Source organism: Kineosporia sp. R_H_3 (assembly GCF_002198675.1).
Lineage (GTDB): Bacteria > Actinomycetota > Actinomycetes > Actinomycetales > Kineosporiaceae > R-H-3.
This window is the reverse complement of record NZ_MWLL01000116.1, coordinates 45,511-66,781: the sequence shown is the minus strand read 5'-3', so window position 1 is coordinate 66,781 and position 21,271 is coordinate 45,511. Positions and strand designations below refer to the sequence as shown.

Sequence of the window (21,271 nt, the reverse complement as noted above, 5' to 3'; positions counted from 1 at the left end):
GGTCAGCTCCCGGACTCCGCCTGCTTCTGCAGGGAGTCGAGGACGGCCTGCGGGTCGCCGTCCGGTGCCACCGCGGCACCGATCGACTGCTGGACGGCGAGCTTGACGCGGTCCCAGCCCGGGTCGTCCGTCGGCGTGAGCTTCGCGCCGGTCAGCGTGTCGAGGTAGGTCGTCAGCTTGGTGTCCGAGGCGAACACCTCGAGACCGGACTGCGTGACCGGCAGGAAGCCCTCGTTCTTGATGAACGTGTTCACCTGGTCCGGCGAGTAGTAGAGGTCGTAGAACGCCTTGACGGCCTCCTGGTTGCCCGGCTTCTTGAACGCCATGAGGTAGTCGGTGACGCCGTACGTCGACGGTTCGCCGCCGTCCTTCGTCGGCATGGCCGCCGTGCCGTAGGAGACCTTCCCGTCCTTGTCGAGCGTGGCGGCCAGCGGCGAGAACCCGACGACCATGCCGGCCTTGCCGGACTGGAACAGGGCGAAGGCGCCGTCGGTGCGGTTGGTCTTGCCGGGGTTGTTCTGCGTGACCTTCTGCGTGACCGAGAGGTCCTTGAGGAACTTCAGCGTCTCGACGTTCTGCGGGGAGTTGATCGACCACTTGCCGTCGGTCTTCCAGTCGCCGCCGTTGTTGAACATCCAGATCGAGTACTCGGCCTGGGCCTCCTCGGGCCCGAGCGGCATCGCGTAGCCGACGGTGCCGTCGCCGAGGGCGCTGATCTTCTTCGCGTCGGTGACGAACTCGTCCCAGGTCTTGGGCGGGGCGGCGATGCCGGCCTTGGCGAAGAGGTCCTTGTTGTAGAACAGGGCCCGCGCCGACGACAGGTCGGGCATGCCGTACATCTTGCCCTCGTACGTGCCGCTCTTGACGAAGTTCGGCAGGAGGTCGCTCTTCACCGCGTCGGACAGGACGTCGTCCGCGCTCCAGAGCAGGTCGTCCTTGGCGTAGCTCGCGTAGACGTTGAGGTTGAGGATGTCCGGCGGGTTGTTGTTCTGGACCATCGTGCTGCTCTGCTGGTCGATGTCGTTCCAGCTGACGACCTGGACCTCGAGCGTGATGCCGGTCTTGGCCTTGTAGGCCTCGGCGAACTTGGTCCAGAACGCGGCGGTGTTCTCCTTGGAGTACTCCGCCGCGACGAGCTTGATCGAGGTCACCTTCTCGGCCGCGCCGGACGACGCGGAGCCGCCGCCCGCGGTCCCGGCGCCGGTGCCGCCGCCGCACGCCGTCAGCGTGAGCGCGAAGCCTCCGATGGCCGCGGCAGCCGCCGCGAAGCGCTTGTTCATTCGACTCTCCTTGGGGGAACGAGCGTCGGTGGGGTGGGGATAGTTTGTGAGACTCGCATACGAACCGAAGAGCGGTCAAGGGTGTTACCGATCCGCAACGCAAGCGTTTACAACGATTTTCGGGTCGATCCGTGGTCAGTGGCGGGGTGTCAGAACGCCGGATCGGCGCTTAGGATCGGATGAGTCGTTGACAAACCGTGCACGCCCGTACGATCGACGGGCCGCCCGACGTCGAGAAGGGACCCGCGTGGGCACGTCCACCCCGTCCGCACCGCCCCGCCGCCCGCCCCGGGCCTCGGCGATGGTCTCCGCCTCGCTGGCCGGTGAGCTCAACCGTGCCCGTGTGCTCAAGACCCTCTACGCGAACGGCCCGCTGCCGCGCCCCGAGCTCGCCCGGCTCACCGGGTCGACCCGCGCGACCATCGGTCAGATCGTCACCCCGCTCCTCGACGACGGGCTCCTCGAGGAGCTCGAGCCCCTCGCGAGCGGCGTCCAGGGCGGCAAGCCGGCGCGCCCGCTGTGGTTCTCCGACAACGGGTGGCCGGTCGGGGCGATGCTCGTGCTGCCGCAGGGCGTCAAGACCGCCGTCGTCACGGCGGGCGGCCGGGTGACGGCCGTGACGTCGTCGTCCTTCCCGGCCGACGTGGACGCCGACGGGGTCACCCGGCGGATCACCACCGCGATGCGCAGGACGATGGCCCGGGCCGGGGTGGCCCTGCACGGCATCGGGATCGCGGTCGGCGGGATGGTCGACACCGAGGCCGGCGTCGTCGTCCGGGCCGGGCTGGCGCCGGTGCTCGACGGTCTGCCGCTGGCGCAGGTCGTGCAGGCCGACACCGGCGTGCCGGCCCACCTGGACCAGGACACCCGGGCGCAGGCGCTCGGCGACCTGCTCTTCGGGGCGGGCCGTGGCGAGTCCTCGTTCGCCTCCGTGTACGTCGGGGCCGGGATCGGCGCCGGGTTCATCTTCGACGGCGCGCTGCACCGCGGCGCGCGCGGCGCCGGCGGCGAGGTCGGCCACGCGGTCGTCGACCGCGACGGTCCTGTCTGCCGGTGCGGCCGGCGCGGCTGCTGGGAGATGCTCGCGAACCGGCACGCGCTGCACGCCGCGGCCGCCGCGGCGGGCCTGCCCGGGGCCGCGACGCTCGACCTCGCCGGGCTCGTGGCCCTCGCGTCCCGCGACGCCGCGGCGGGCCGGGTGCTCGCCGGCTACACCGAGGACGTCGCGCTCGGCATCGCCAACCTCCAGCAGGTGCTCGGGGTCGGCCTCTTCATCCTCCACGGGGACCCGGCCGGTGCCGGCGAGCCGTTCCGGGCCGCCGTCGAGGTCGCCGCGCGGGAGCGGGCGTTCGCCCACCCCGGCGGCCCGACCCGGGTCGTCCTCGGGACGGCGGACGACGTCGCGACCCTGCGGGGTGCCGCTGCGCTCGTGCTCTCGAAGGCGCTGCACGTCGCCTTCTGACCTCCTCGGCGCCGCGTCGATCGGCGACTTTGCGTTCTCAGTCGTCTACGCTCTGTGCTGACCGGTCCACTGCCGTGTGCTCCTCGGGACCGGGGGAGATGTCCGTCGGCCCACTCGGGGGTCCCCGGAGTCACCGGTAGGAGGTCGCATGGCCGAGCCCTCGGCGGGCACCGCCCGCCCGGACGCCGGCGCGCCCTCCACCCCGGACGACCCGGGTCCGGTCCACCTCACGGCCGCCCGCGCGGGTCTGGCGGCCCGGGTCGACGACCTCGTCGACCGGGCACCGCTCGACAGCGACCTGGCCTCGACCCAGGAGTGGCTCGGGCACGTCGACCGGCTCCTGCGCGGCGACCTCGCCGACCTCGACCGGGCGCGCGTCCTGGAGTGCCGGGCCATCGTCCGCTCCTACCTCGTGGCCCCCGACCGCAGCCATGCCGCGGCGTCCCACGCCGACGCCGTCGAGGCCGCCCGGCTCTACGAGGCGCACGGCGACGTCCTCCGGGCCGCGACGAGCTACGCCGCCGCCGCGACCGGTGCCGCGCAGGTCGACGACGTGGCGACCGCCCTGGAGAACGCCGTCCGGGCGCTGCTGGCGTTCGACGCCCTGGCCCAGGCCCCGGCCGACCCGCTCGCCGAGGCCCGGCTCGCCAACGCGCTCGGGATGCTCTGCTACCAGCTCTTCGACTACGGGCGCGCGGTCGAGTTCTACGAGCACGCGATCGCCCACATGCTGCTCGTCGGTGACCGGCAGCGCTGGTCGATCGCGACGTACAACGCGGCCGAGGCGCTCGTCCACCAGGCCCGCCACCTCGAGCGGGAGCTGAGCCCGGGGCTGGCAGGGGCGGCCCGGGAAGGGCTGCTCTCCCGTGCCGAGGGGCTCGCCGCCCGGCTCGTCGCCGAGGCCGAGCCGGCCGCGGCCCGCCTCGTCGACGCGCCGCGGCTGCTCGCCGACGTCCTCTGCGAGCGCGGCCGGGCCGTGCAGGCCTGGCCCCTGCTCGAGGCGGCGCGCAGCGCCGCCGGTGACCCGCCGTGCCGCGGCCAGGCCGGTGCCCTGCACCTCGTCCGCGGCCGCTGCCTGCACCTGCTCGGCCGGCACCGCGAGGCGCTCGCCGAGCTCGACGCCGCGATCGAGGTCGGCGGCGAGGACTACGACGTCGCCGAGCACATGAGCGCCGTCGAGCTGCGCTCGCTCGTCCGGGAGGCGGTCGGCGACCTGCAGGGCGCCCTGGCGGACGCCCGGCTCGTCGGCGAGCGGTCCTGGGCCCGGCACCGGCGGCAGATCGCGACGTTCGTCGGGCAGCTGTGGTCCCGGGCCGGCGCCGAGGGCGAGCGGCGCGACCTCGAGGCCCGCGCGGCCGACCTCATGCGCACCGCCGAGCAGGACCCGCTCACCGGGCTGGCGAACCGCCGCTCGATGGAGCGCTTCCTCGACCAGCTGCCGGAGTCCGGCACGGCCTGCCTCGTGCTCGTCGACGTGGACCACTTCAAGGAGGTCAACGACCGCTACGGGCACGTCGTCGGCGACGAGGTGCTCCGGGAGGTCGCGACGCTGCTCGGCCGCGGCGTCCGGGCCGTGGACCACGTCGCCCGCTGGGGCGGCGAGGAGTTCATCGTCGTCCTGCCCGGCGGCTCGACCGCGCTCGGCGTCGAGGCGGCCAACCGGCTGCGGCAGCGGATCGAGGAGCACCCCTGGGCCGGCGTCCGGACCGGGCTCCGGCTCACGGTGAGCGCGGGCGTCGCGAGCGGCGACGTCTCGGACCTCGACGCCGTCCTGCACCGGGCCGACGCGGCGCTCTACGCGGCCAAGCGCGGTGGGCGCAACCTCGTGCGGTCCGCGTGGTCCCCGCAGGACCCGGAGGGGCCGACGCTCGTCGTCCAGCTCCCGCCGGACGACGAGACGGCCGCGGCCGCCGTGCTGCGCGCGGAGGCCTGAGCCGCCGTCCGGCGGGTCGTCCCTGCCCTTCGGTACGGAACCGGCCCCCGGGTGAGGCACGCTATGACCGTGAGCCCCTCCCGTCCGCCCGGCTGGTACACCGACTCCGCCGACCCCGCGCGCGAGCGCTGGTGGGACGGCGGCGAGTGGAGCCACGTGACGCGCCCGGGCCCGGAGCGGCCCGCACCGGCCGGCCGGTCCGCGCGCCCGGCCCCGGCACCGTCCTACGGCACCCCGGGCCCCGGCCGGCAGGGCTACGAGCAGGGCTACGGGCAGGGGTACGAGCAGGACCCGGCGCAGGGGTACGGCCCGCCCGGCCAGGGGCCCTACGCGCAGTGGCGGCCGATGCCGTTCGCCGGCCCCACGACGCCGGACGGCGTCCCGCTCGCGGCACCGGGGGTGCGCCTCGTCGCGCGCTTCCTCGACTACCTCATCACCTCGACCGTGTCGGCGGTCGTCGGGCTGCCGTTCCTCCTGCCGTTCGTCTCCGAGCTGCAGGACAAGCTCGACGCCTCGGCGGCCGGCGGCGCCCGGGTCGACGTCGTGACGATGTTCCGCGACATGCTCGCCGACCCCGAGCTCACCTCCCGGCTCGTCGGGTTCCAGATCGTCTCCCTGCTCGTCAGCGGGCTCTACACGGTGCTGCTCGTCCGCTTCAAGGGCGCGACCGTCGGCAAGCTCGCCGCCGGCGTGCGGGTGCGCGGCTGGGACCGCGAGGGTCGCCCGACGTGGACCCAGGCGCTCGCCCGCTGGGTCACGCGCGAGGGCGTCCAGGTCGTGCCGTACGTCGGCGGCCTGTACTGGCTGCTCGACAGCGTGTGGCTGCTGTGGGACCCGCGCCGCCAGGCGTTGCACGACAAGGCGGGGAACACCGTCGTCGTCCGCAGCCGCTGAGCTCCGGCCGCTGAGCTCCGGCCGCTGACCTCCGGCCGCTGGCCCGGCAGCTGACCCGGGGCTCAGACCAGACCGAGCGCCTGAAGGTCGAGGACGACCTCGCCGACGTCCGGGGTGTCCACGGACACGAGCGCGGAGCGCACCGCCGCGGCCTGGGCGGGTGTCGTCGTCCGCAGGTCGGCCGCCAGCGCCGCCGACCCGGTCGCGGTGAGCAGGGCCTCGACGGCGCCGGCGTCCGCCCCGTCCGTCGCGGCCCGGACGGCGAGCAGCAGGTTGAGCAGCCCGGGCACCTCGTGCCCCGCGCCCGGGTCGCGGACCGAGCCGGCGAGCGCGCCCGGCGCACCGGTCACCCGGAAGGCGACCCCGAGGTCGACGGCGTGCCGGACGAACGCGGCGAGGTCCGCGGCGGGGGAGGCGACGTCGACCGCGACGTTCTCGGTGCCGTCCTCGGCGACGACGTCGAGCGCCGCCGGCCAGCCCTCGACGAGCGGCACCTGGATCCACGCCGGGGCGCTGAAGTCGAGGATGTCGAGCAGCACCGCCGCGGCCGCGGCCGGGTCGGCCTCGCGGGGGAGCGCGAGCTGGACGCCGACGACCTCGACGCGGTCCTCGTCGAAGAGCCCGTTGCGGGCCTCGCGCAGGTTCGTCAGACCGTCGCGCTCGTCGCTCGCGTCGGCGACGAGGTGCACCTGCAGGTCACGGACGCCGTCCGGCAGCGCCGCGCGGAACTCCTCGAGCGCGCTGGCCCGCAGCACGAGCGGGCCGACGAGGTCGGCGTGGTCCGCGAGCCGGTGGGCCGCGTGGGCCGCCGGGCCCGAGGTGTCCGCGAGGACCGCCTCGAGGAGCGCGAGGTCGACCGGCGGCGTGGCGGTGCCGGGGCTGCCGGGGGTGTCGGTGCTGTCGGGGGAGCGGTCCGCGGGCATGCCGCCGACCCTATCGACGGTCGGTCGGGCGGCCGGTCAGCGACCGGCGACGACCGGCTCGCCGACGAGCTCGGCGCCGGCGTCGGAGAGCTGGGTGAGCGCGGCGTCCGTCGTCGCCGGTGCGACCCCGGCGGTGAGGTCGAGGAGCACGCGGGTGGCGAAGCCGTTCGCGACGGCGTCGAGCGCGGTCGCCCGGACGCAGTGGTCGGTCGCGATGCCGACGACGTCGACGGCGGCGACCCCGCGCCCGCGCAGGTACTCGGCCAGGCCGACCCGGGCGTCGCCGAGGTCGGCGGCGCCCTCGAACCCGGAGTACGCGGCGGCGGTCTCGCCCTTGGTGAACCACGCGTCCACCCCGCTGGTGTCGAAGGCGGGGTGCGGGTCCGAGCCCGCGGTCCCGACGACGCAGTGCGCCGGCCAGGAGTCGACGTAGTCCGGCTCCGCGGCGAAGTGGGCGCCCGGGTCGACGTGGTAGTCCTTCGTCGCGACGACGGTCGAGTACTCGGCGCGGTGCCCCGCGACGTACGCACTGATCGCGGCCGCGACGCCCGCACCGCCGGCGACGGGCAGCGAGCCGCCCTCGCAGAAGTCGTTCTGGACGTCGACGACGATGAGCGCTCTGGTCACCGCGCCAGCCTACCGAGCGCGCCGGTCAGTACCGCTGCTCGAGCAGGGTCGGGATCGCCGGCTCGCCGCGCGAGAGCTGGCGGGCCGTCGCGGGCAGCTCCGCGAGCGAGGCGGCGTGCCGGTCCCGGGCCGCCGCGAGCGGCTCGGTGCCCACCGGGGTGCCGTGCTCGACGAGGGGGAGCAGGAGCATCCGGTCGTCGCCGTCGTCGACCGGCTCGTGCCCGATCCCGACGACCTCGGCCTGCGCGACGCCGTCCGCGCTCCGGCGCCGCATCGCCCACTTGCGCCCGCCGACGCTCGCCTTGTCGGGGCTGCGCTTGGCGACCCCGACCATCCGGCCGTCGGCCCCCTCGCGGGCGACGAGCTTGTAGACCAGCCCGGCCGCCGGGGCGCCCGAGCCGGTCACGAGCGACGTGCCGACGCCGTAGGAGTCGACCGGGGCGGCCGCGAGCGCGGCGATCGCGTACTCGTCGAGGTCGCTCGTGACGACGATCCGGGTCTTCGTCGCGCCGAGCTCGTCGAGCAGCGTGCGGACCGACGTCGCGAGCTCGAGCAGGTCGCCGGAGTCGAGCCGGACGGCGCCGAGCCCGGTGCCGGCGACCTCGACCGCCGTCCGCACGCCGGCCATGACGTCGTAGGTGTCGACGAGGAGCGTCGTCCCGGTGCCCAGGCTCGCGACCTGGGCCGTGAAGGCGGCGCGCTCGTCGTCGTAGAGCAGCGTGAACGCGTGCGCGGCGGTGCCGATGGTCGGGATGTCGTAGCGCCGGCCGGCCTCGAGGTTGCTCGTGCCGGCGAACCCAGCGACGTAGGCGGCCCGAGCCGCGGCGACCGCGGACTCCTCGTGGGTGCGGCGCGACCCCATCTCCAGGCAGGGCCGGCCGTGCGCGGCGGTCGTCATCCGGCTCGCCGCCGCCGCGATGGCGCAGTCGTGGTTGAGCACCGAGAGCACGAGCGTCTCGAGGATGACCGCTTCGGCGAACGTCCCCTCGACGACGAGCAGCGGCGAGCCGGGCAGGTAGGTCTCGCCCTCGCCGTAGCCCCACACGTCACCGGTGAAGCGGTAGCCCGACAGCCACCGCAGCGTCTCCGCGCCGACGACGCCGGCCTCCTCGAGCGCGACGAGCTCGTCGTCCTCGAAGACGAAGCGCTGCAGGGCCTCCAGGAGCCGGCCGGTGCCGGCGACGACGCCGTAGCGGCGGCCCTCGGGCAGCCGGCGGGCGAAGACCTCGAAGACGCACCGGCGCTGCGCGTCACCGCTGCGCAGCGCGGCCTCGAGCATCGTCAGCTCGTAGTGGTCGGTGAGCAGCGCCGTGGAGGCGACGGCAGCCGACGTGTGGGCCTGGGCGCGCGCGGGGGTCACGATCGGCAAGCGTAGGGCGTGCCCCCGCGGACCGCCTCGGGCCGGACGGGTCAGGCGGAGCGGCGGCGGCGCTCCTCGACGGCCCGGCGCAGCCCGGCGGTCTCGACCCCGAGCTCGACGAGGATCCCGACGGCGACCGTGTCGCCGCCGCGGAGCAGGCCGAGGAGCACGTGCTCGGTGCCGATGAAGCCGTCGCCGAGGCGCAGCGCCTCGCGCAGGGAGAGCTCGAGCGCCTTCTTCGCGTCGCGGCCGAACGGGATGTGCCCGCGACCCGCGCCGCCCGGACCGCGCAGCAGGACGACCTCGGGCTCGCCGGGGCGGCGCGACCGCCGCACGAGCCGCCGCAGCCCGCGCGGGGCCGGCTCCGGCGGCGCGGCCTCGAGCGCACCCGGGCCGAAGGCGGCCTCGACGGCGGCCCGGATCCGGTCGAGGTCGAAGCCCAGGGCGGCGAGCGCCGCGGCGTCCTCGTCGGGCGCGGGACCGCCGGCCGGGGCGATCGGGTCCCGGCGGAGCACCCGGCGCAGCGCGCGCTCGGCGTCCTCCTCGGTGACCCCGCGCTCGCGCAGGAGCCGGGCCGTCGCGTCGTCGTTGGTGAGCAGGGCCAGGAGCAGGTGCGAGGTGCCGATCGCGGGGTGGTCCAGACGGCGGGCCACGTCCTGGGCGCGGACGACGGCCTCTCGGGCCTGCTGGGTGAAGCGCTCGAACACGGGGTCCTCCTGGGTGGTCCGGCGTGGGGCGGGGCGGGTCTGAGCGGTCTGAGCTGTCAGAGCGGTCAGAGGCGCTTGCCGTGCTTGCGGTGGACGGTCTGCTTGGTGACGCCGAGCGCGGCCGCGATCTCCTGCCAGGACCAGCCCCGGGCGCGGGCGTTGCGCACCTGGAGCGTCTCGATCTGCTCGAGGAGGCGGCCGAGGGCGGCGACGGCGCGCAGCCCGACGGCGGGGTCGAGGCTGTCGAGGTCCTTGGCGATCTCGGCGGGGGTCCCGGTCGTCGTCATGGCGTCAGCATATGCTGACGTGCCGCGGATCGTCAACATATGCTGACGGGATCCACAGGTGGTGCGGGCTGCGCGGGACAGGGTCGCCGGGCGCCCTACAGTGGACGGGTGTCCGTGGCGCCCGTCGAGCTCGAGCAGCCCGAGGTCGAGGAGAGCCTGCTGCTCGACTCGGGCTGGGTCACCATCGTGTGGAACGACCCGGTCAACCTCATGTCGTACGTGTCGTACGTGTTCCAGACCTACTTCGGGTACCCGGAGTCGAAGGCGAAGAAGCTCATGCTCGACGTCCACGAGAAGGGCCGGGCCGTCGTCTCCAAGGGCGGCCGCGAGGAGATGGAGCGGGACACCGAGGCGATGCACGAGTTCGGGCTCTGGGCGACCTTCCAGCGGGACCGCTGAGTGGGCGGCCCCTTCCGGCGCACCGGGGACCGCGTCCTCGTCATGCTCGCCGCCCCGGAGCGTGCCGTCCTGGCGCAGCTGCTCGCCGACGTCCGGACGATGCTCGCCGCCGAGGGCGCGGACGACGACCCCGCCGCCGACGGCGACCCGGCGTCCGGCCCGGCCCCGGCACGGGAGCGTGACCCGCTCGCCGACCTCGTCGGGGTCGACGACGACTGGCTCGCGGCGGTCACCGCCGGCGCCGGTCTGGAGGAGGAGCCGCTCGACGAGCGGCCGGCGGCCGAGCGGTTCGAGGACCCGGCGGTCGCGCGGCTCCTGCCGGACGCGAACCGGGAGGACCCGAAGGTCTCCGCCGAGTTCCGCCGGCTCACCGAGGCGGGGCTGCGCAGCCGCAAGCGTGCGACCCTCGACCGGGCCGGTGCGGCGCTGCGCCGTCCCGACCCCGTCGTCCTCGACGCCGAGGAGGCCCAGGCGTTGCTCAAGGGGCTCACCGACGTCCGGCTCGTCCTCGCCGAGCGCCTCGGGCTGCGCACGGACCAGGACGCGGAGATGATCCACGCCGTCCTGTCCGGGATGAGCGACTCAGAGGAGCCCTGGGTCGTCATGGCCGGGCTCTACGACGAGCTCACGTGGTGGCAGGAGTCGCTCGTCCGCGAGCTGCCCCGCTGAGCCGCTTGTGCGTACGTGAGGGGGAACACCCGTCCCGGCGCGACCGCCGCGGTGGGCGCTGGCTTAGGCTCGCCTGCGTGACCGACGCACCGATCGGCATCCTCGACAGCGGCGTGGGGGGACTCACCGTCGCGCGCGCCGTCCTGGACCAGCTGCCCCACGAGCCCATCGTGTACGTGGGCGACACGGCCCACGGCCCCTACGGGCCCAAGCCGATCGCCGAGGTGCGCCGGCACGCGCTCGCCGTCATGGACTCGCTCGTCGAGTCCGGCGTCAAGATGATCGTCATCGCGTGCAACTCCGCGAGCGCCGCGACCCTGCGCGACGCCCGCGAGCGGTACGACGTGCCGCTCGTCGAGGTGATCCAGCCCGCCGTCCGGCGCGCCGTGGCCGCGACGCGAAACGGTGCGATCGGCGTCATCGGCACCCGGGCCACGATCGCCTCCCAGGCCTACGAGGACGCGTTCGCGGCGGCCCCGCAGCTCGAGATCACCCCGATGGCCTGCCCGCGCTTCGTCGAGTTCGTCGAGCGCGGAGTCACCGGCGGCGCCGACCTGCTCGAGGTCGCGCACGGCTACCTCGACCCGGTCAAGGCGGCCGGCGTCGACACCCTCGTGCTCGGCTGCACGCACTACCCGCTGCTCACCGGGGTGATCTCCTACGTCATGGGCGAGGACGTCACCCTCATCAACTCCGCCGAGGAGACCGCGAAGGACGTCTACCGACGGCTCGTCGCGCACGGCCTCGAGCGCGACCCCGACCTGCCGGCGCCGCAGCACCGTTTTCTCGCGACCGGGGACCCCGAGCCCTTCACCCGGCTCGCGCGGCGCTTCCTCGGGCCCGAGGTGACCGTCGCCGAGCACGCCGGGGTCTTCGCGTGAGGCTCACGGTCGTCGGCTGCTCCGGCTCGTTCCCGGGCGTCGACTCCCCGGCCTCGTGCTACCTGCTCCAGGCCCCGGACGACGTCACCGGCGAGACCGTGTCCGTCGTCGTCGACCTCGGCAGCGGCGCCCTCGGCGCGCTCCAGCGGCACGTCCGGCCCGACGGGATCGACGCCGTCCTGCTCTCGCACATGCACCCCGACCACTTCATGGACCTGTGCGGTCTCTACGTCGCCCGGCGCTACGACCCGGCAGGCCCGGCGCAGCCGCGGCTGCGGGTGCACGGGCCGTCGAACGCCCTCGCCCGGCTCTCGGAGGCCTACGGCGAGGACGGCGCCGGGAAGATGGAGCACGTCTACGACGTCGTGCCGTGGGTCGGGGACGTCGACCAGGAGGGCGCCGAGCCGGACGACGGCAGCACCGTGCGGGTCGGCCCGTTCACCGTGACCGCCCGGCGGGTCGACCACCCCGTCGAGGCCTACGGGATGCGGGTCGAGCACGGGGGCCGGGTCCTCGCGTACTCCGGGGACACCGACACCTGCGACGCCCTCGTCGAGCTCGCCCGGGACGCCGACGTCTTCCTCGCCGAGGCCTCCTTCCAGGAGGGGCGCGACGACGAGCACCGCGGGGTGCACCTCACCGGCCGGCGGGCCGGCGAGGTCGCGGCGGCGGCCGGCGCCCGCTCCCTCGTGCTCACGCACCTGCCGCCGTGGACCGACGGGGCCGTCGTCCTCGCCGAGGCGAAGGGCGCCTTCGACGGGCCGGTCCGGGTGGCGGCGCCGGGGCTCGTCCTCGACGTCTAGGGTCTGCCCCGGGGCCCGCCCCGTGCCCCGGCCGAACCACCGAGGAGCCCGCATGGAGGTCGTCGACGCCCGCGTCCGACTGCCGCAGGACCGCCGTCCGTCCGGGTCGTACGCGGCCCCGCCCCGGGTCACCGAGCAGTACGACCGGGTGCTCGACCTGTCGGCGAAGATGAACGCCGGCTCGCTCGGCGCGCTGCTCGCCGAGCTCGACGCCGCGGGCGTCGGCCGGGCCGTCATGCACGCCGAGACCGAGGGCGGCGAGGACGCCGACGCGCTCAACGCGGCGCTGCGCGGCGTCCTCGACGAGCATCCCGGGCGGTTCGTCGGCGTCGGCTGCGTCGACATCGCCCGGCCGTTCCCGGGCCGGCTCGCCACGGACGCCGTGCGGTGCGCGGACCTCGGGTTCGTCGGCGTCTCGTTCCAGCCCGCGTTCTTCGGGCGCGACATCGACGACCGGCACCTCTACCCGCTGTACGCGCGCGCCGAGGAGCTCGGGCTGCTCGTCGCCGTCCACACCGGGGTCACGTACAGCCGGATGCACCCGCTGCGCCACGAGCGGCCCGAGATGCTCGACCAGGTCGCCTGCGACTTCCCGGACCTGCGCCTGGTCGCCTGCCACGCGGGCTGGCCGTGGGCGACCGAGTTCGCCGCCGTCGCCCGCCGGCACCCGACGGTCTTCCTCGAGTTCGGCGGCCTCGCGCCGAAGTACGTCGCGCGGGCCGGCACCGGCTGGGACGCCCTCTTCGGGATGATGCGCAACGTCCTGTCGCAGCAGGTGCTCTACGGCAGCGACTGGCCCGTCATCGCGCCGACCCGGGCGCTCGCCGAGTGGCGGGCCGCGGGCCTGCCGGACGACGCGCTCGCGGCGCTGCTCGGCGGCAACACCCGCCGCCTCCTCGGGCTCGACGCGACGCCGGCGGGCGCGGCGCCGGGCGCATGACGACGCTCGCCGGGCTGCTCGGCGCGGCGGCGGCCGAGGCGGGCGACCGGGTGTTCCTGCGGACGGCGGACGGTGACACGACCTACGCCCAGCTCCTCACCTGGTCGCAGGCGGCCGAGCGGTCGTTGCGCGGCCTCGGCGTCCGCGCCGGGGACGCCGTCGCGGTGCTCGCCGGCAACAGCGCCGAGCAGGTCGCCGTGTGGTTCGCGCTCAACCGGATGCGCGCCCTGCACGCACCGCTCAACACCGCGCTGTCGGGGCCGCGCCTGGCGCACGCGCTGCGGGTCAGCGGCGCCCGGCTCGTCGTCGCCGACCCTGCGCTCGCGCCCGTCGTCACGGGCCCGGACGTCGTCCACCTGCGGGACGTCACCGGTCCCCGCCCGACCGGTGGGACCTGTTCCACCGCAACGGCTCCGGCCCCGTCGGCGCCCCCGGACGACGGGCCCGACCTCGACACCGCGACGCTGCTCTTCACGTCGGGCACGACCGGCCCGTCGAAGGCGTGCGCGCTGTCCCACCACTACCTCGTACGGGCCGGGCAGATCCACGCGGCCGCGCTCGGGCTGTGCGGCGACGACGTCCTCTACTGCCCGTTCCCGCTGTTCCACATCGACGCCGCGACGCTCACCGTGTCGGCCGCGCTCGCCGTCCGCGCCACCGCCGCGCTCGACGTCCGCTTCAGCGCCTCGGGGTTCTGGCCGCAGGTCCGCGCGACGGGCGCCACGGTCTTCAACTTCATGGGCGCCACGCTGACGATCCTCTGGAAGCGCGACCCGGAGCCGGGTGACCGCGACCACCGGGTGCGCCTGGCCTGGGGCGTCCCGATGCCGGAGTGGGCACCGGGGTTCGAGGAGCGGTTCGGCGTCCCGCTGCGCCAGGTCTACGGCCTGACGGACGCCGGGGTGCCGGTCTACGACCCGCCCGGCGAGCGCCGTCCCGGGGCCGCCGGCCGGGTCGTCGCCGAGTACGAGGTGCGCGTCGTCCGCCCTGACGGCGCGGACGCCGGGCCGGGGGAGCAGGGCGAGATCCTCGTCCGCGGCCTCGAGCCGGGCCTGGTCATGAACGGCTACCACGAGGACCCCGGGGCGACGGCGCGCACGATCGTCGACGGCTGGGTGCGCACGGGCGACCTCGGCGCGCTCGACGCCGACGGCTGGCTGAGCTTCCACGGCCGGCTCAGCGACTCGATCCGGCGCCGCGGCGAGAACATCTCGTGCTTCGAGGTCGAGGAGGTCGTCGGCAGCCACCCGGACGTCCTCGAGGTCGCGGCCCTCGGTGTCCCGAGCGAGCTCACCGAGGAGGACGTCATGGTCTTCGTCGTCCCGCGGCCGGGCCGCACCGTCCGGCCGCGGGACGTGCGCGAGCACGCCCTGGCCCACGGCCCGGCGTACATGGCCCCGCGCTACGTCGAGGTCGTCGACGCGCTGCCGAAGACGCCGACCGAGAAGGTCGAGAAGGTCGCGCTCGCCGCGCGCGGGGTCGGTCCCGCGACCTGGGACGCCCAGCGCAGCTGACCACCCCCGCCCCCAATAGGCTGCGCCCATGACCCTCCGCCCCGACGGCCGCACCCCGCAGGACCTGCGAGACGTCAAGATCACCCGCAACTGGCTCGACCACGCCGAGGGCAGCGTCCTCGTCGAGTTCGGCCGGACCCGCGTGCTGTGCGCCGCCTCGTTCACCGAGGGTGTGCCGCGCTGGCGCAAGGGCTCCGGCCAGGGCTGGGTCACCGCCGAGTACGCGATGCTCCCGCGCGCGACGAACACCCGCGGCGACCGCGAGTCCGTCAAGGGCCGGATCGGCGGCCGCACCCACGAGATCTCCCGGCTCGTCGGCCGTTCGCTGCGGGCCGTCGTCGACACCAAGGGCCTCGGCGAGAACACCGTCGTCCTCGACTGCGACGTCCTCCAGGCCGACGGCGGCACCCGGACGGCGGCCATCACCGGCGCGTACGTCGCGCTCGCCGACGCGATCGCCTGGGGCCGTGAGCGCAAGCTCGTCAAGGCCGGCGCCCAGCCGCTGCTCGACTCCGTGGCGGCCGTGAGCGTCGGCGTCGTCGACGGCCGGCCCGTGCTCGACCTCTGCTACGACGAGGACGTCAAGGCCGGCACCGACATGAACGTCGTGTGCACCGGGGACGGGCGGTTCGTCGAGGTCCAGGGCACGGCCGAGGGCGTCCCCTTCGACCGGGCCGAGCTCGACGCGCTGCTCGACCTGGCGGTCGCGGGCTGCGCCGACCTGCGGGTGCTCCAGCAGGCCGCCCTCGAGGAGACCCTGGCGCGATGAGCCGGCTCGTCCTCGCGACCCACAACGCGCACAAGGTCGAGGAGCTGCGCCGGATCCTCGGCGACGCCGGGCTGCCCGTCGAGCTCGTCGGCATGGACTCGTTCCCGGACGTGCCCGACACCCCCGAGACCGGCGTGACGTTCGCCGAGAACGCCCTCCTCAAGGCGCACGCCGTCGCCGCAGCGACCGGGCTGCCCGCCGTCGCGGACGACTCGGGGCTGTGCGTCGACGTCCTCGGCGGGGCGCCGGGCGTCTTCAGCGCGCGCTGGTCCGGCCGGCACGGGGACGACGCCGCGAACCTCGACCTGCTCCTCGCCCAGGTGTCCGACATCGCCGACGACCGCCGCGGTGCGCACTTCGCGTGCGTCGCGGCGCTCGCCCTGCCGGGCGGTGCCGAGCGCGTCGTCGAGGGCCGGATGACCGGCGTGCTCGTCCGGGAGCGCCGCGGCACGAACGGGTTCGGCTACGACCCCGTCTTCGTGCCGGACGGCGAGGAGCGCACGACGGCCGAGATGGAGCCCGAGGAGAAGGACGCCATCAGCCACCGTGGGCGTGCGTTCCGCGGGCTGGTGCCGCATATCGCGGAGCTGCTGGGCTGACGGCGGGCCGCCCGGTCGCGGTCCGCACGAACGCCCCGACGAGCACGAGGTTGACGGCGACCGCGAGCCAGCCGATGTTCGCGATGTGCGCGACCGGCCACGCGACCGCGGCGACCGCGATCGCGGCAGCCGCGGCGGTGCCCGCGACCCGGCGGACGACGGCCGCGGCGAGCAGCAGACCGAGCGGGAAGAACAGCCCCATCGGCTTGATGAGGTTCGCCGCGCCGCCCTGGTCGACGAGCGCGGTGTCGCCGAGCGAGACGTGGATCGTGTCGAAGCCGTAGGCGACGTTGCCGGCGGCACCGAGCGCGCCGACCGCGAGGAGCACCGCGGCGAGGGCGCCGTCCGCCCACGTGACGACGCGGAGCACCAGGAGCGAGTAGGCGACCGCGCCGAGGACGTGCACGACGCCGGCCGTCGGGTCGGCCCAGCCGCGCAGCGCGTAGAGCACGTCGGCGAGGAGGTACACGACCGGAGCGACGACGAGGCAGGCGGTGAGCAGACGGTCGGTGGGCGAGCCGGGTTCACAGGTCACGACGACCTCCGTGGTGGGGCGGGTGGACGCCGACCACGCTGCCCGCGTGCTCCGGGTGCGCGCATCGGGGCAGTCCCGGCGACGCACCGAGGGTCTGCACTGATCCGGGACGGCGGCCGCTCTGCCACGATGACCGCCATGGGCCGGTCGGCAGGCGTCGTGCTCGCTGCGGGCGGGTTCTGCGCCGTGCTCGTCGCCGGCGGCGCCGCGCTCGGGCTGCACGCGGGCAACCTGCACAACGGCCTCATCGCCGTCTCCTTCACGGCGGTGGGCCTCTACGTCGTCGCCCGCCGTCCGGGGCACCGCGAGGGCTGGCTGTTCGTCGCGACCGGCGCCGCGCACGCCGTGCTCTTCGCGGGCCGGCAGTACGCGCTGCACCCCGGCCCGCTGCCCGGCGCCTCGTGGCTCGGCTGGCTCGGGGTGTGGCCGCTCCCGCTGACGCTCGTGCTCGTGAGCGTCACGGTCATGTGCTTCCCGGACGGCCGCCTGCCGTCACCGGGCTGGCGCCGCGTGGTCGCCGTCCTCGCCGTCGCAGGGGCGGCGCTCAGCCTGGTCAGCGCGGGGTACCCCGTCGAGTACGCGCGGACCGGCCTCGTCGCCCCGCACCCGTTCGCGCTGCCCGGGGCCGCTGCCGCCGACGCGTTCTACCGGGTCGCCCGGCCCGTCGTGTACCTGGCGTTCCAACTGACCTGGGTCGTCAGCGTCGTCGTCCGGCTGCGCCGGGCGCGGGGCGACGAGGCGAGCCGGCTGCGCTGGTTCGTCGCCGCGGTCGTCCTCACCGGGGCGGTCATGGTCGCCGGCCTCGTCGGGTGGGGGACGCCGCTGCCCGGGGTGCTCGCCGTCCCGCTCGTGCCCCTGGCGGCCGGCGCGGCGATCCTGCGGTACCGGCTCCACGACCTCGACACGGCGGTCAACCGGGCGTTCGTCGTCGCGACCATGGCCGGGGTCGTCACCCTCGGGTACGCCGCGGTCGTCGCCGGCGTGGGCGCGGTCGTCCACGGGCAGGGCACCGCCCTCGCCCTGCTCGCGACCGCGCTCGTCGCGGTCGTCTTCGAACCGGTCCGGCGCCGGGCGCAGCGCCTGGCCGACCGGCTCGTCCTCGGTCACCGGGCGACGCCGTACGAGTCGCTCGCCCGGCTCTCGGAGCAGCTCGCCGGGCCGCGGGGCCGGCTGCTCGACGGCGTCTGCACGACGGTCGCCGACGGTGTCGGCGCCCGGGAGGTCGTGCTCTGGACGGGGGAGCGCGACGACCTGCGGGCGGTGTCGGCCTGGCCCGCCGGACGCGCCCTGCCCGACGGGGCGCACCGGTTCGACGACCTCGCCGACACCGGCGCCGGGCGGGTCGCCGTCCCCGTCCTGCACGACGGCCGCTTCCTCGGCGCCCTCACCGTCCGCACGGCGCCGGGCGACCCGATGGGGGCGGCGGAGCGCCGGCTCGTCGGGGACCTCGCGGCCCAGGCGGGGCTGATCCTCGAGCTGCAGGGGAGCGCGCAGCGGATCGTCGCCGCCGGGGACCTGGCGCGCCGGCGGCTCGAGCGCGACCTGCACGACGGCGTCCAGCAGCGGCTCGTCACCGCGGCGCTCGAGCTCGGGGGCGTCGTCCGGCTCGCCGCGACGCGCGGGGACGACGACCTGGCCGCCCGCGCGGGCGTCGCGCGCGACCGCCTTCTCGAGGCGACGGCCGGGCTGCGCGAGACCGCGCGCGGGCTGCACCCGGCGGTGCTCACGCAGGACGGCCTGGAGGCGGCCCTCGGCTGGCTCGCCGACCGGTCCGCGGTGCCGGTCCGGCTCGCCGTCGACGTCCCGCGGCGGCTCCCGCCGCAGGTCGAGGCGACCGCCTACTACGTCGTGAGCGAGGCGCTGACCAACGCCGCCAAGCACTCCGGCGCGGACGCCGTCGACGTCCGCGTCCGGCTGACCGCCGAAGGGCTCGAGCTCGAGGTCGTGGACGACGGCCGGGGCGGCGCCGCAGTCCGGAGCGGCAGCGGGCTCGAAGGTCTCGCCGACCGGCTCCGGACGCTCGACGCGCGGCTCGGGCTGGACTCGGGCGCGGGAGGCACGCGACTGAGGACGGTGGTCCCGTGCGGGTGATGCTCGCGGACGACGGCGTGCTCTTCCGGGAAGGGCTGGCCCGGATCCTCCCGGACGTCGGCGTCACGGTCGTGGGGCAGGCCGGGGACGGGCCGGCGCTGCTCGCGCTGCTGCGGCGTGACCCGCCGGACGTCGTCGTCCTCGACCTGCGGATGCCGCCCGGCTTCGGCGCCGAGGGGATCGAGACCGCGGCCTCGGTCCGGCGCTCGCACCCGGGCGTGGGGGTGATGATCCTGTCCCAGTACGTCGAGGCGCACCACGCGCTCCGGCTCCTGACGGAGTTCGAGGGCGGGGTCGGCTACCTGCTCAAGGACCGGGTGTCCGACCTCGCGTCGTTCTCGACCGACCTGCAGCGGGTCGCGCGCGGGCAGACGGTCGTCGACGCCGAGCTCGTCACCCGGCTCGTCGCCCGGCGCCGCGAGCGCGACCCGATCGACGCCCTCACCGAGCGCGAGCGGTCGGTCCTCGCGCTCATGGCGCAGGGTCTGTCGAACGCCGCGGTCGCGGACACGCTGCATCTGGCGCTCAAGACCGTCGAGGCCCACGTCCGGTCGATCTTCGTGAAGCTGGGGCTGCCGCCCGACGACCGCGAGCACCGCAGGGTGCGCGCCGTCCTCACGTTCCTGCGGGCCTGAGCGGGTCCGTCCGGGTGCGGCTCAGCAGGCGCCGACCCACGAGCACTCGAGCTGCGACTCGTCGACGGCCGTGGCCGGGTCGTCCGGGACGGTCACCGACCGCGGCGGCGCGCCGGGGGCGGTCCCGGTGCCGCCGCCGTCCGCGGACTGCGGCGCCGTGCCCGCCGCGGACCCTGACCGGGCCAGCGCTACGGCGATCCGGTCCTCGAGGTCCTTGACCCCGGCCGCGACGAAGTCGGTGATGATCACCGAGAACACGAGCCTGCGGCCACCGGCCGTCGTCACGTAGCCGGACAGCGCCGACACCGACGTCAGGGAGCCGGTCTTCGCGTGGACGTTGCCGGCGGCCGCGGTGCCGCCCATCCGGTAGCGCAGGGTCCCGCCGACGAGCCGGTCGGCGCGCCCGGCGACCGGCAGCGCGGCGTACCAGGTCGGGAACCAGGGCTTGGCGCGGACGGCGCGCAGCAGGTTCGTCACCTGGTTCGCCGTCAGCAGGTCGGTCCGGGACAGGCCCGACCCGTCGCTCATCCGGATCGCCGACGTCACGACCCCGTTCGCCGCGAGCCAGGTGCGGATCGCGCTCGTCCCGGCGGCCCACGTCCCGGCGCCGGCCCGCTTGCGGCCGATCGCCTTGACGAGCACCTCGGCGTGGCCGTTGTTCGACAGCTTGAGGAACTTCGTGAGCAGGGTCGCCAGGGTCACCGAGGAGTCGGTCGCGATCCGGGTCGCCGTCGTCGGGGTCGTGGCCCGGCGCAGCACCGGCGCGGCGGAGAACCGGATCCCGCGCTTCGCGAGGGCCGCGCGGAAGACGTCGGCCGCGACGTACGAGGGGTCCCAGACGCTGAGCAGCCGCCGGCTCGCGACGCCGCCGGCCGGGACGGAGCCGGTGACGACGAACCGGTTGCTGCCGTGGGCGCGGACGACGCGCAGCGTCCGGCCGCTGCCCGCCGCGCCCGTCGTCGCCCGGTTGACGACGGTGTACCGGGTGCTCGCCGGCACGAAGGACACGGTGGGCCGGCTGCCCCGGGCGGCGGGGCGGACCGTCACGGCGACGGCCCCCGCGTCGTAGTCGGTGTCGGGTGCGATCGTCAGCGCGGAGACCTGCGCCGAGTACGCGTAGGGCTCGTTGTCCCACGACCAGGCCGGCCCGAGCCGCACCGCGTCGAAGGCGGTGTCGTCCACGCCGAGGAAGCCCGAGACCGACGTGATGCCCGCGGCGGCGACGGCGCCGGCGAGCCGGTCGTAGTCGGAGGCGAGCGTCGTCGGGTCGCCGGTCCCGCGCAGGTAGAGGTTGCCGGTGAGCCGGCCGCCGGCGACCGTGCCCGTGCGCGAGACCGACGTCGTGAACCGGAACGCCGGGCCGAGCAGGTCCATCGCCGCGGCCGAGGTGAAGAGCTTCTCGTTCGAGGCCGGGTTGCCGCGGAGCGTGCCGTTGCGGTTGTAGAGCACCTCGCCGGTGACGGCGTCCTTGACGACGACGCGCTTCTGCGAGCCCGCGAGCCGGCCGTCGGCGAGGATCCCGTCGATCGTCGTCGCGAGCCCGGCGATCTGCGCTGCGGGCCGCACCGTCGCCTGCTGGACGTGCACCCCCGGCAGCGCCCCGTGCACCCCGGCGACCGTCTGCGCCACGAGGGCCGTCGCCGTCACGAGGGCGAACCCGATGCCGGCCGCCCGGCGTCCGTCGAACCCGGTCATGTGTCCTTCCCCGCGCGCGACCCCGTGTCACCGACGCGTACCGCCCCCGCGGACCCCGTCCACCGTACGCGACCTAGAGTGCTGAATCAGTTACATTCAGTCATATCGGCGTTCGGGTCGGCGGTCTCCCCGCCGTCGTGCGCGAGGCGTCAGAGCCTCGTAAGGTCCTGCGGGCGCCGGTGCCGCATGCTGGGACCGTGGAGACCCGACCGCCCGACCTGAGCTTCCCGGAACCCGAGCCGCACGGGGCCGGCGCGCCGGCCGGCCG

The 21,271-nt window shown here is 75.5% G+C and carries 21 protein-coding genes; 13 read left to right on the top strand and 8 right to left on the bottom strand.

What is annotated here, in order from left to right:
* Nucleotides 1-2: 2 nt before the first annotated feature.
* Entirely contained in the window at nucleotides 3-1,280 is a 1,278-nt protein-coding gene (locus ECOMGDLI_RS11545) for an extracellular solute-binding protein (RefSeq protein ID WP_088316978.1), read from the bottom strand.
* 247 nt (nucleotides 1,281-1,527) lie between these two features.
* Between ECOMGDLI_RS11545 and ECOMGDLI_RS11540 the strand changes: the two genes are divergently transcribed.
* The 3 genes from ECOMGDLI_RS11540 (at nucleotide 1,528) to ECOMGDLI_RS11530 (ending at nucleotide 5,569) form a co-directional block, all read left to right on the top strand.
* Nucleotides 1,528-2,742 carry an ROK family protein gene (locus ECOMGDLI_RS11540; RefSeq protein WP_088316977.1) on the top strand — a complete coding sequence of 405 codons (1,215 nt, stop codon included), beginning with the start codon at nucleotides 1,528-1,530 and terminating at the stop codon, nucleotides 2,740-2,742.
* A gap of 148 nt (nucleotides 2,743-2,890) precedes the next feature.
* Entirely contained in the window at nucleotides 2,891-4,675 is a 1,785-nt protein-coding gene (locus tag ECOMGDLI_RS11535; protein WP_088316976.1) for a diguanylate cyclase, read from the top strand.
* Nucleotides 4,676-4,744: 69 nt separating this feature from the next.
* Nucleotides 4,745-5,569 carry an RDD family protein gene (locus ECOMGDLI_RS11530; RefSeq protein WP_158220978.1) on the top strand — a complete coding sequence of 275 codons (825 nt, stop codon included), beginning with the start codon at nucleotides 4,745-4,747 and terminating at the stop codon, nucleotides 5,567-5,569.
* 62 nt (nucleotides 5,570-5,631) lie between these two features.
* Here ECOMGDLI_RS11530 and ECOMGDLI_RS33800 read toward each other — a convergent pair whose 3' ends face one another.
* From ECOMGDLI_RS33800 to ECOMGDLI_RS11505, 5 genes are all read right to left on the bottom strand, one after another.
* Nucleotides 5,632-6,492, bottom strand: coding sequence for a hypothetical protein (locus ECOMGDLI_RS33800; RefSeq protein ID WP_143447658.1), 861 nt, complete (start codon nucleotides 6,490-6,492; stop codon nucleotides 5,632-5,634).
* Nucleotides 6,493-6,528: 36 nt separating this feature from the next.
* Nucleotides 6,529-7,119 carry an isochorismatase family protein gene (locus ECOMGDLI_RS11520; RefSeq protein WP_088316974.1) on the bottom strand — a complete coding sequence of 197 codons (591 nt, stop codon included), beginning with the start codon at nucleotides 7,117-7,119 and terminating at the stop codon, nucleotides 6,529-6,531.
* A 25-nt stretch (nucleotides 7,120-7,144) separates the two neighbouring features.
* Nucleotides 7,145-8,479 (bottom strand): nicotinate phosphoribosyltransferase, encoded by a 1,335-nt coding sequence (locus ECOMGDLI_RS11515; RefSeq protein ID WP_198954774.1) that lies wholly within the window; start codon nucleotides 8,477-8,479, stop codon nucleotides 7,145-7,147.
* 50 nt (nucleotides 8,480-8,529) lie between these two features.
* Nucleotides 8,530-9,186, bottom strand: a complete 657-nt coding sequence (locus ECOMGDLI_RS36435) for a Clp protease N-terminal domain-containing protein (RefSeq protein WP_088316972.1) — start codon at nucleotides 9,184-9,186, stop codon at nucleotides 8,530-8,532.
* A 65-nt stretch (nucleotides 9,187-9,251) separates the two neighbouring features.
* Complete coding sequence (locus ECOMGDLI_RS11505) at nucleotides 9,252-9,473, bottom strand: helix-turn-helix domain-containing protein (RefSeq protein WP_198954773.1); 222 nt, start codon at nucleotides 9,471-9,473, stop codon at nucleotides 9,252-9,254.
* Nucleotides 9,474-9,581: 108 nt separating this feature from the next.
* On the opposite strand from ECOMGDLI_RS11505, the gene clpS reads away from it, so the two are divergent.
* From clpS to rdgB, 8 genes are all read left to right on the top strand, one after another.
* Entirely contained in the window at nucleotides 9,582-9,872 is a 291-nt protein-coding gene (clpS, locus tag ECOMGDLI_RS11500) for an ATP-dependent Clp protease adapter ClpS (RefSeq protein ID WP_233149862.1), read from the top strand.
* Nucleotides 9,873-10,541, top strand: coding sequence for a DUF2017 family protein (locus tag ECOMGDLI_RS11495; RefSeq protein ID WP_088316970.1), 669 nt, complete (start codon nucleotides 9,873-9,875; stop codon nucleotides 10,539-10,541).
* A gap of 77 nt (nucleotides 10,542-10,618) precedes the next feature.
* Nucleotides 10,619-11,422: a glutamate racemase gene (murI, locus tag ECOMGDLI_RS11490; RefSeq protein WP_088316969.1), complete on the top strand. Its 804-nt coding sequence runs from the start codon at nucleotides 10,619-10,621 to the stop codon at nucleotides 11,420-11,422.
* Nucleotides 11,419-12,225 (top strand): MBL fold metallo-hydrolase, encoded by an 807-nt coding sequence (locus tag ECOMGDLI_RS11485; RefSeq protein WP_088316968.1) that lies wholly within the window; start codon nucleotides 11,419-11,421, stop codon nucleotides 12,223-12,225. Before murI ends, ECOMGDLI_RS11485 begins: the two co-directional genes overlap by 4 nt.
* A gap of 52 nt (nucleotides 12,226-12,277) precedes the next feature.
* Nucleotides 12,278-13,165, top strand: coding sequence for an amidohydrolase family protein (locus ECOMGDLI_RS11480; protein WP_088316967.1), 888 nt, complete (start codon nucleotides 12,278-12,280; stop codon nucleotides 13,163-13,165).
* Nucleotides 13,162-14,679, top strand: a complete 1,518-nt coding sequence (locus ECOMGDLI_RS11475; protein ID WP_088316966.1) for an AMP-binding protein — start codon at nucleotides 13,162-13,164, stop codon at nucleotides 14,677-14,679. The genes ECOMGDLI_RS11480 and ECOMGDLI_RS11475 overlap by 4 nt, the downstream gene beginning before the upstream one ends.
* A gap of 28 nt (nucleotides 14,680-14,707) precedes the next feature.
* A complete protein-coding gene (rph, locus tag ECOMGDLI_RS11470) occupies nucleotides 14,708-15,448 on the top strand; it encodes a ribonuclease PH (RefSeq protein ID WP_088316965.1) in 741 nt (246 codons plus the stop codon).
* On the top strand, nucleotides 15,445-16,047 hold the full coding sequence (gene rdgB, locus ECOMGDLI_RS11465; RefSeq protein WP_088316964.1) for an RdgB/HAM1 family non-canonical purine NTP pyrophosphatase: 603 nt from the start codon (nucleotides 15,445-15,447) through the stop codon (nucleotides 16,045-16,047). The genes rph and rdgB overlap by 4 nt, the downstream gene beginning before the upstream one ends.
* On the opposite strand, the gene ECOMGDLI_RS11460 is transcribed toward rdgB, so the two are convergent.
* Nucleotides 15,986-16,582, bottom strand: coding sequence for a hypothetical protein (locus ECOMGDLI_RS11460; RefSeq protein ID WP_088316963.1), 597 nt, complete (start codon nucleotides 16,580-16,582; stop codon nucleotides 15,986-15,988). The two genes, rdgB and ECOMGDLI_RS11460, sit on opposite strands and share 62 nt — an antisense overlap.
* Nucleotides 16,583-16,720: 138 nt before the next feature.
* Between ECOMGDLI_RS11460 and ECOMGDLI_RS11455 the strand changes: the two genes are divergently transcribed.
* Both ECOMGDLI_RS11455 and ECOMGDLI_RS11450 read left to right on the top strand, forming a co-directional pair.
* A complete protein-coding gene (locus ECOMGDLI_RS11455; protein WP_088316962.1) occupies nucleotides 16,721-18,673 on the top strand; it encodes a histidine kinase in 1,953 nt (650 codons plus the stop codon).
* On the top strand, nucleotides 18,673-19,308 hold the full coding sequence (locus tag ECOMGDLI_RS11450; protein ID WP_198954781.1) for a response regulator transcription factor: 636 nt from the start codon (nucleotides 18,673-18,675) through the stop codon (nucleotides 19,306-19,308). Before ECOMGDLI_RS11455 ends, ECOMGDLI_RS11450 begins: the two co-directional genes overlap by 1 nt.
* Nucleotides 19,309-19,329: 21 nt before the next feature.
* On the opposite strand, the gene dacB is transcribed toward ECOMGDLI_RS11450, so the two are convergent.
* Nucleotides 19,330-21,003 carry a D-alanyl-D-alanine carboxypeptidase/D-alanyl-D-alanine-endopeptidase gene (dacB, locus tag ECOMGDLI_RS11445; RefSeq protein WP_088316960.1) on the bottom strand — a complete coding sequence of 558 codons (1,674 nt, stop codon included), beginning with the start codon at nucleotides 21,001-21,003 and terminating at the stop codon, nucleotides 19,330-19,332.
* Nucleotides 21,004-21,271 lie beyond the last annotated feature (268 nt).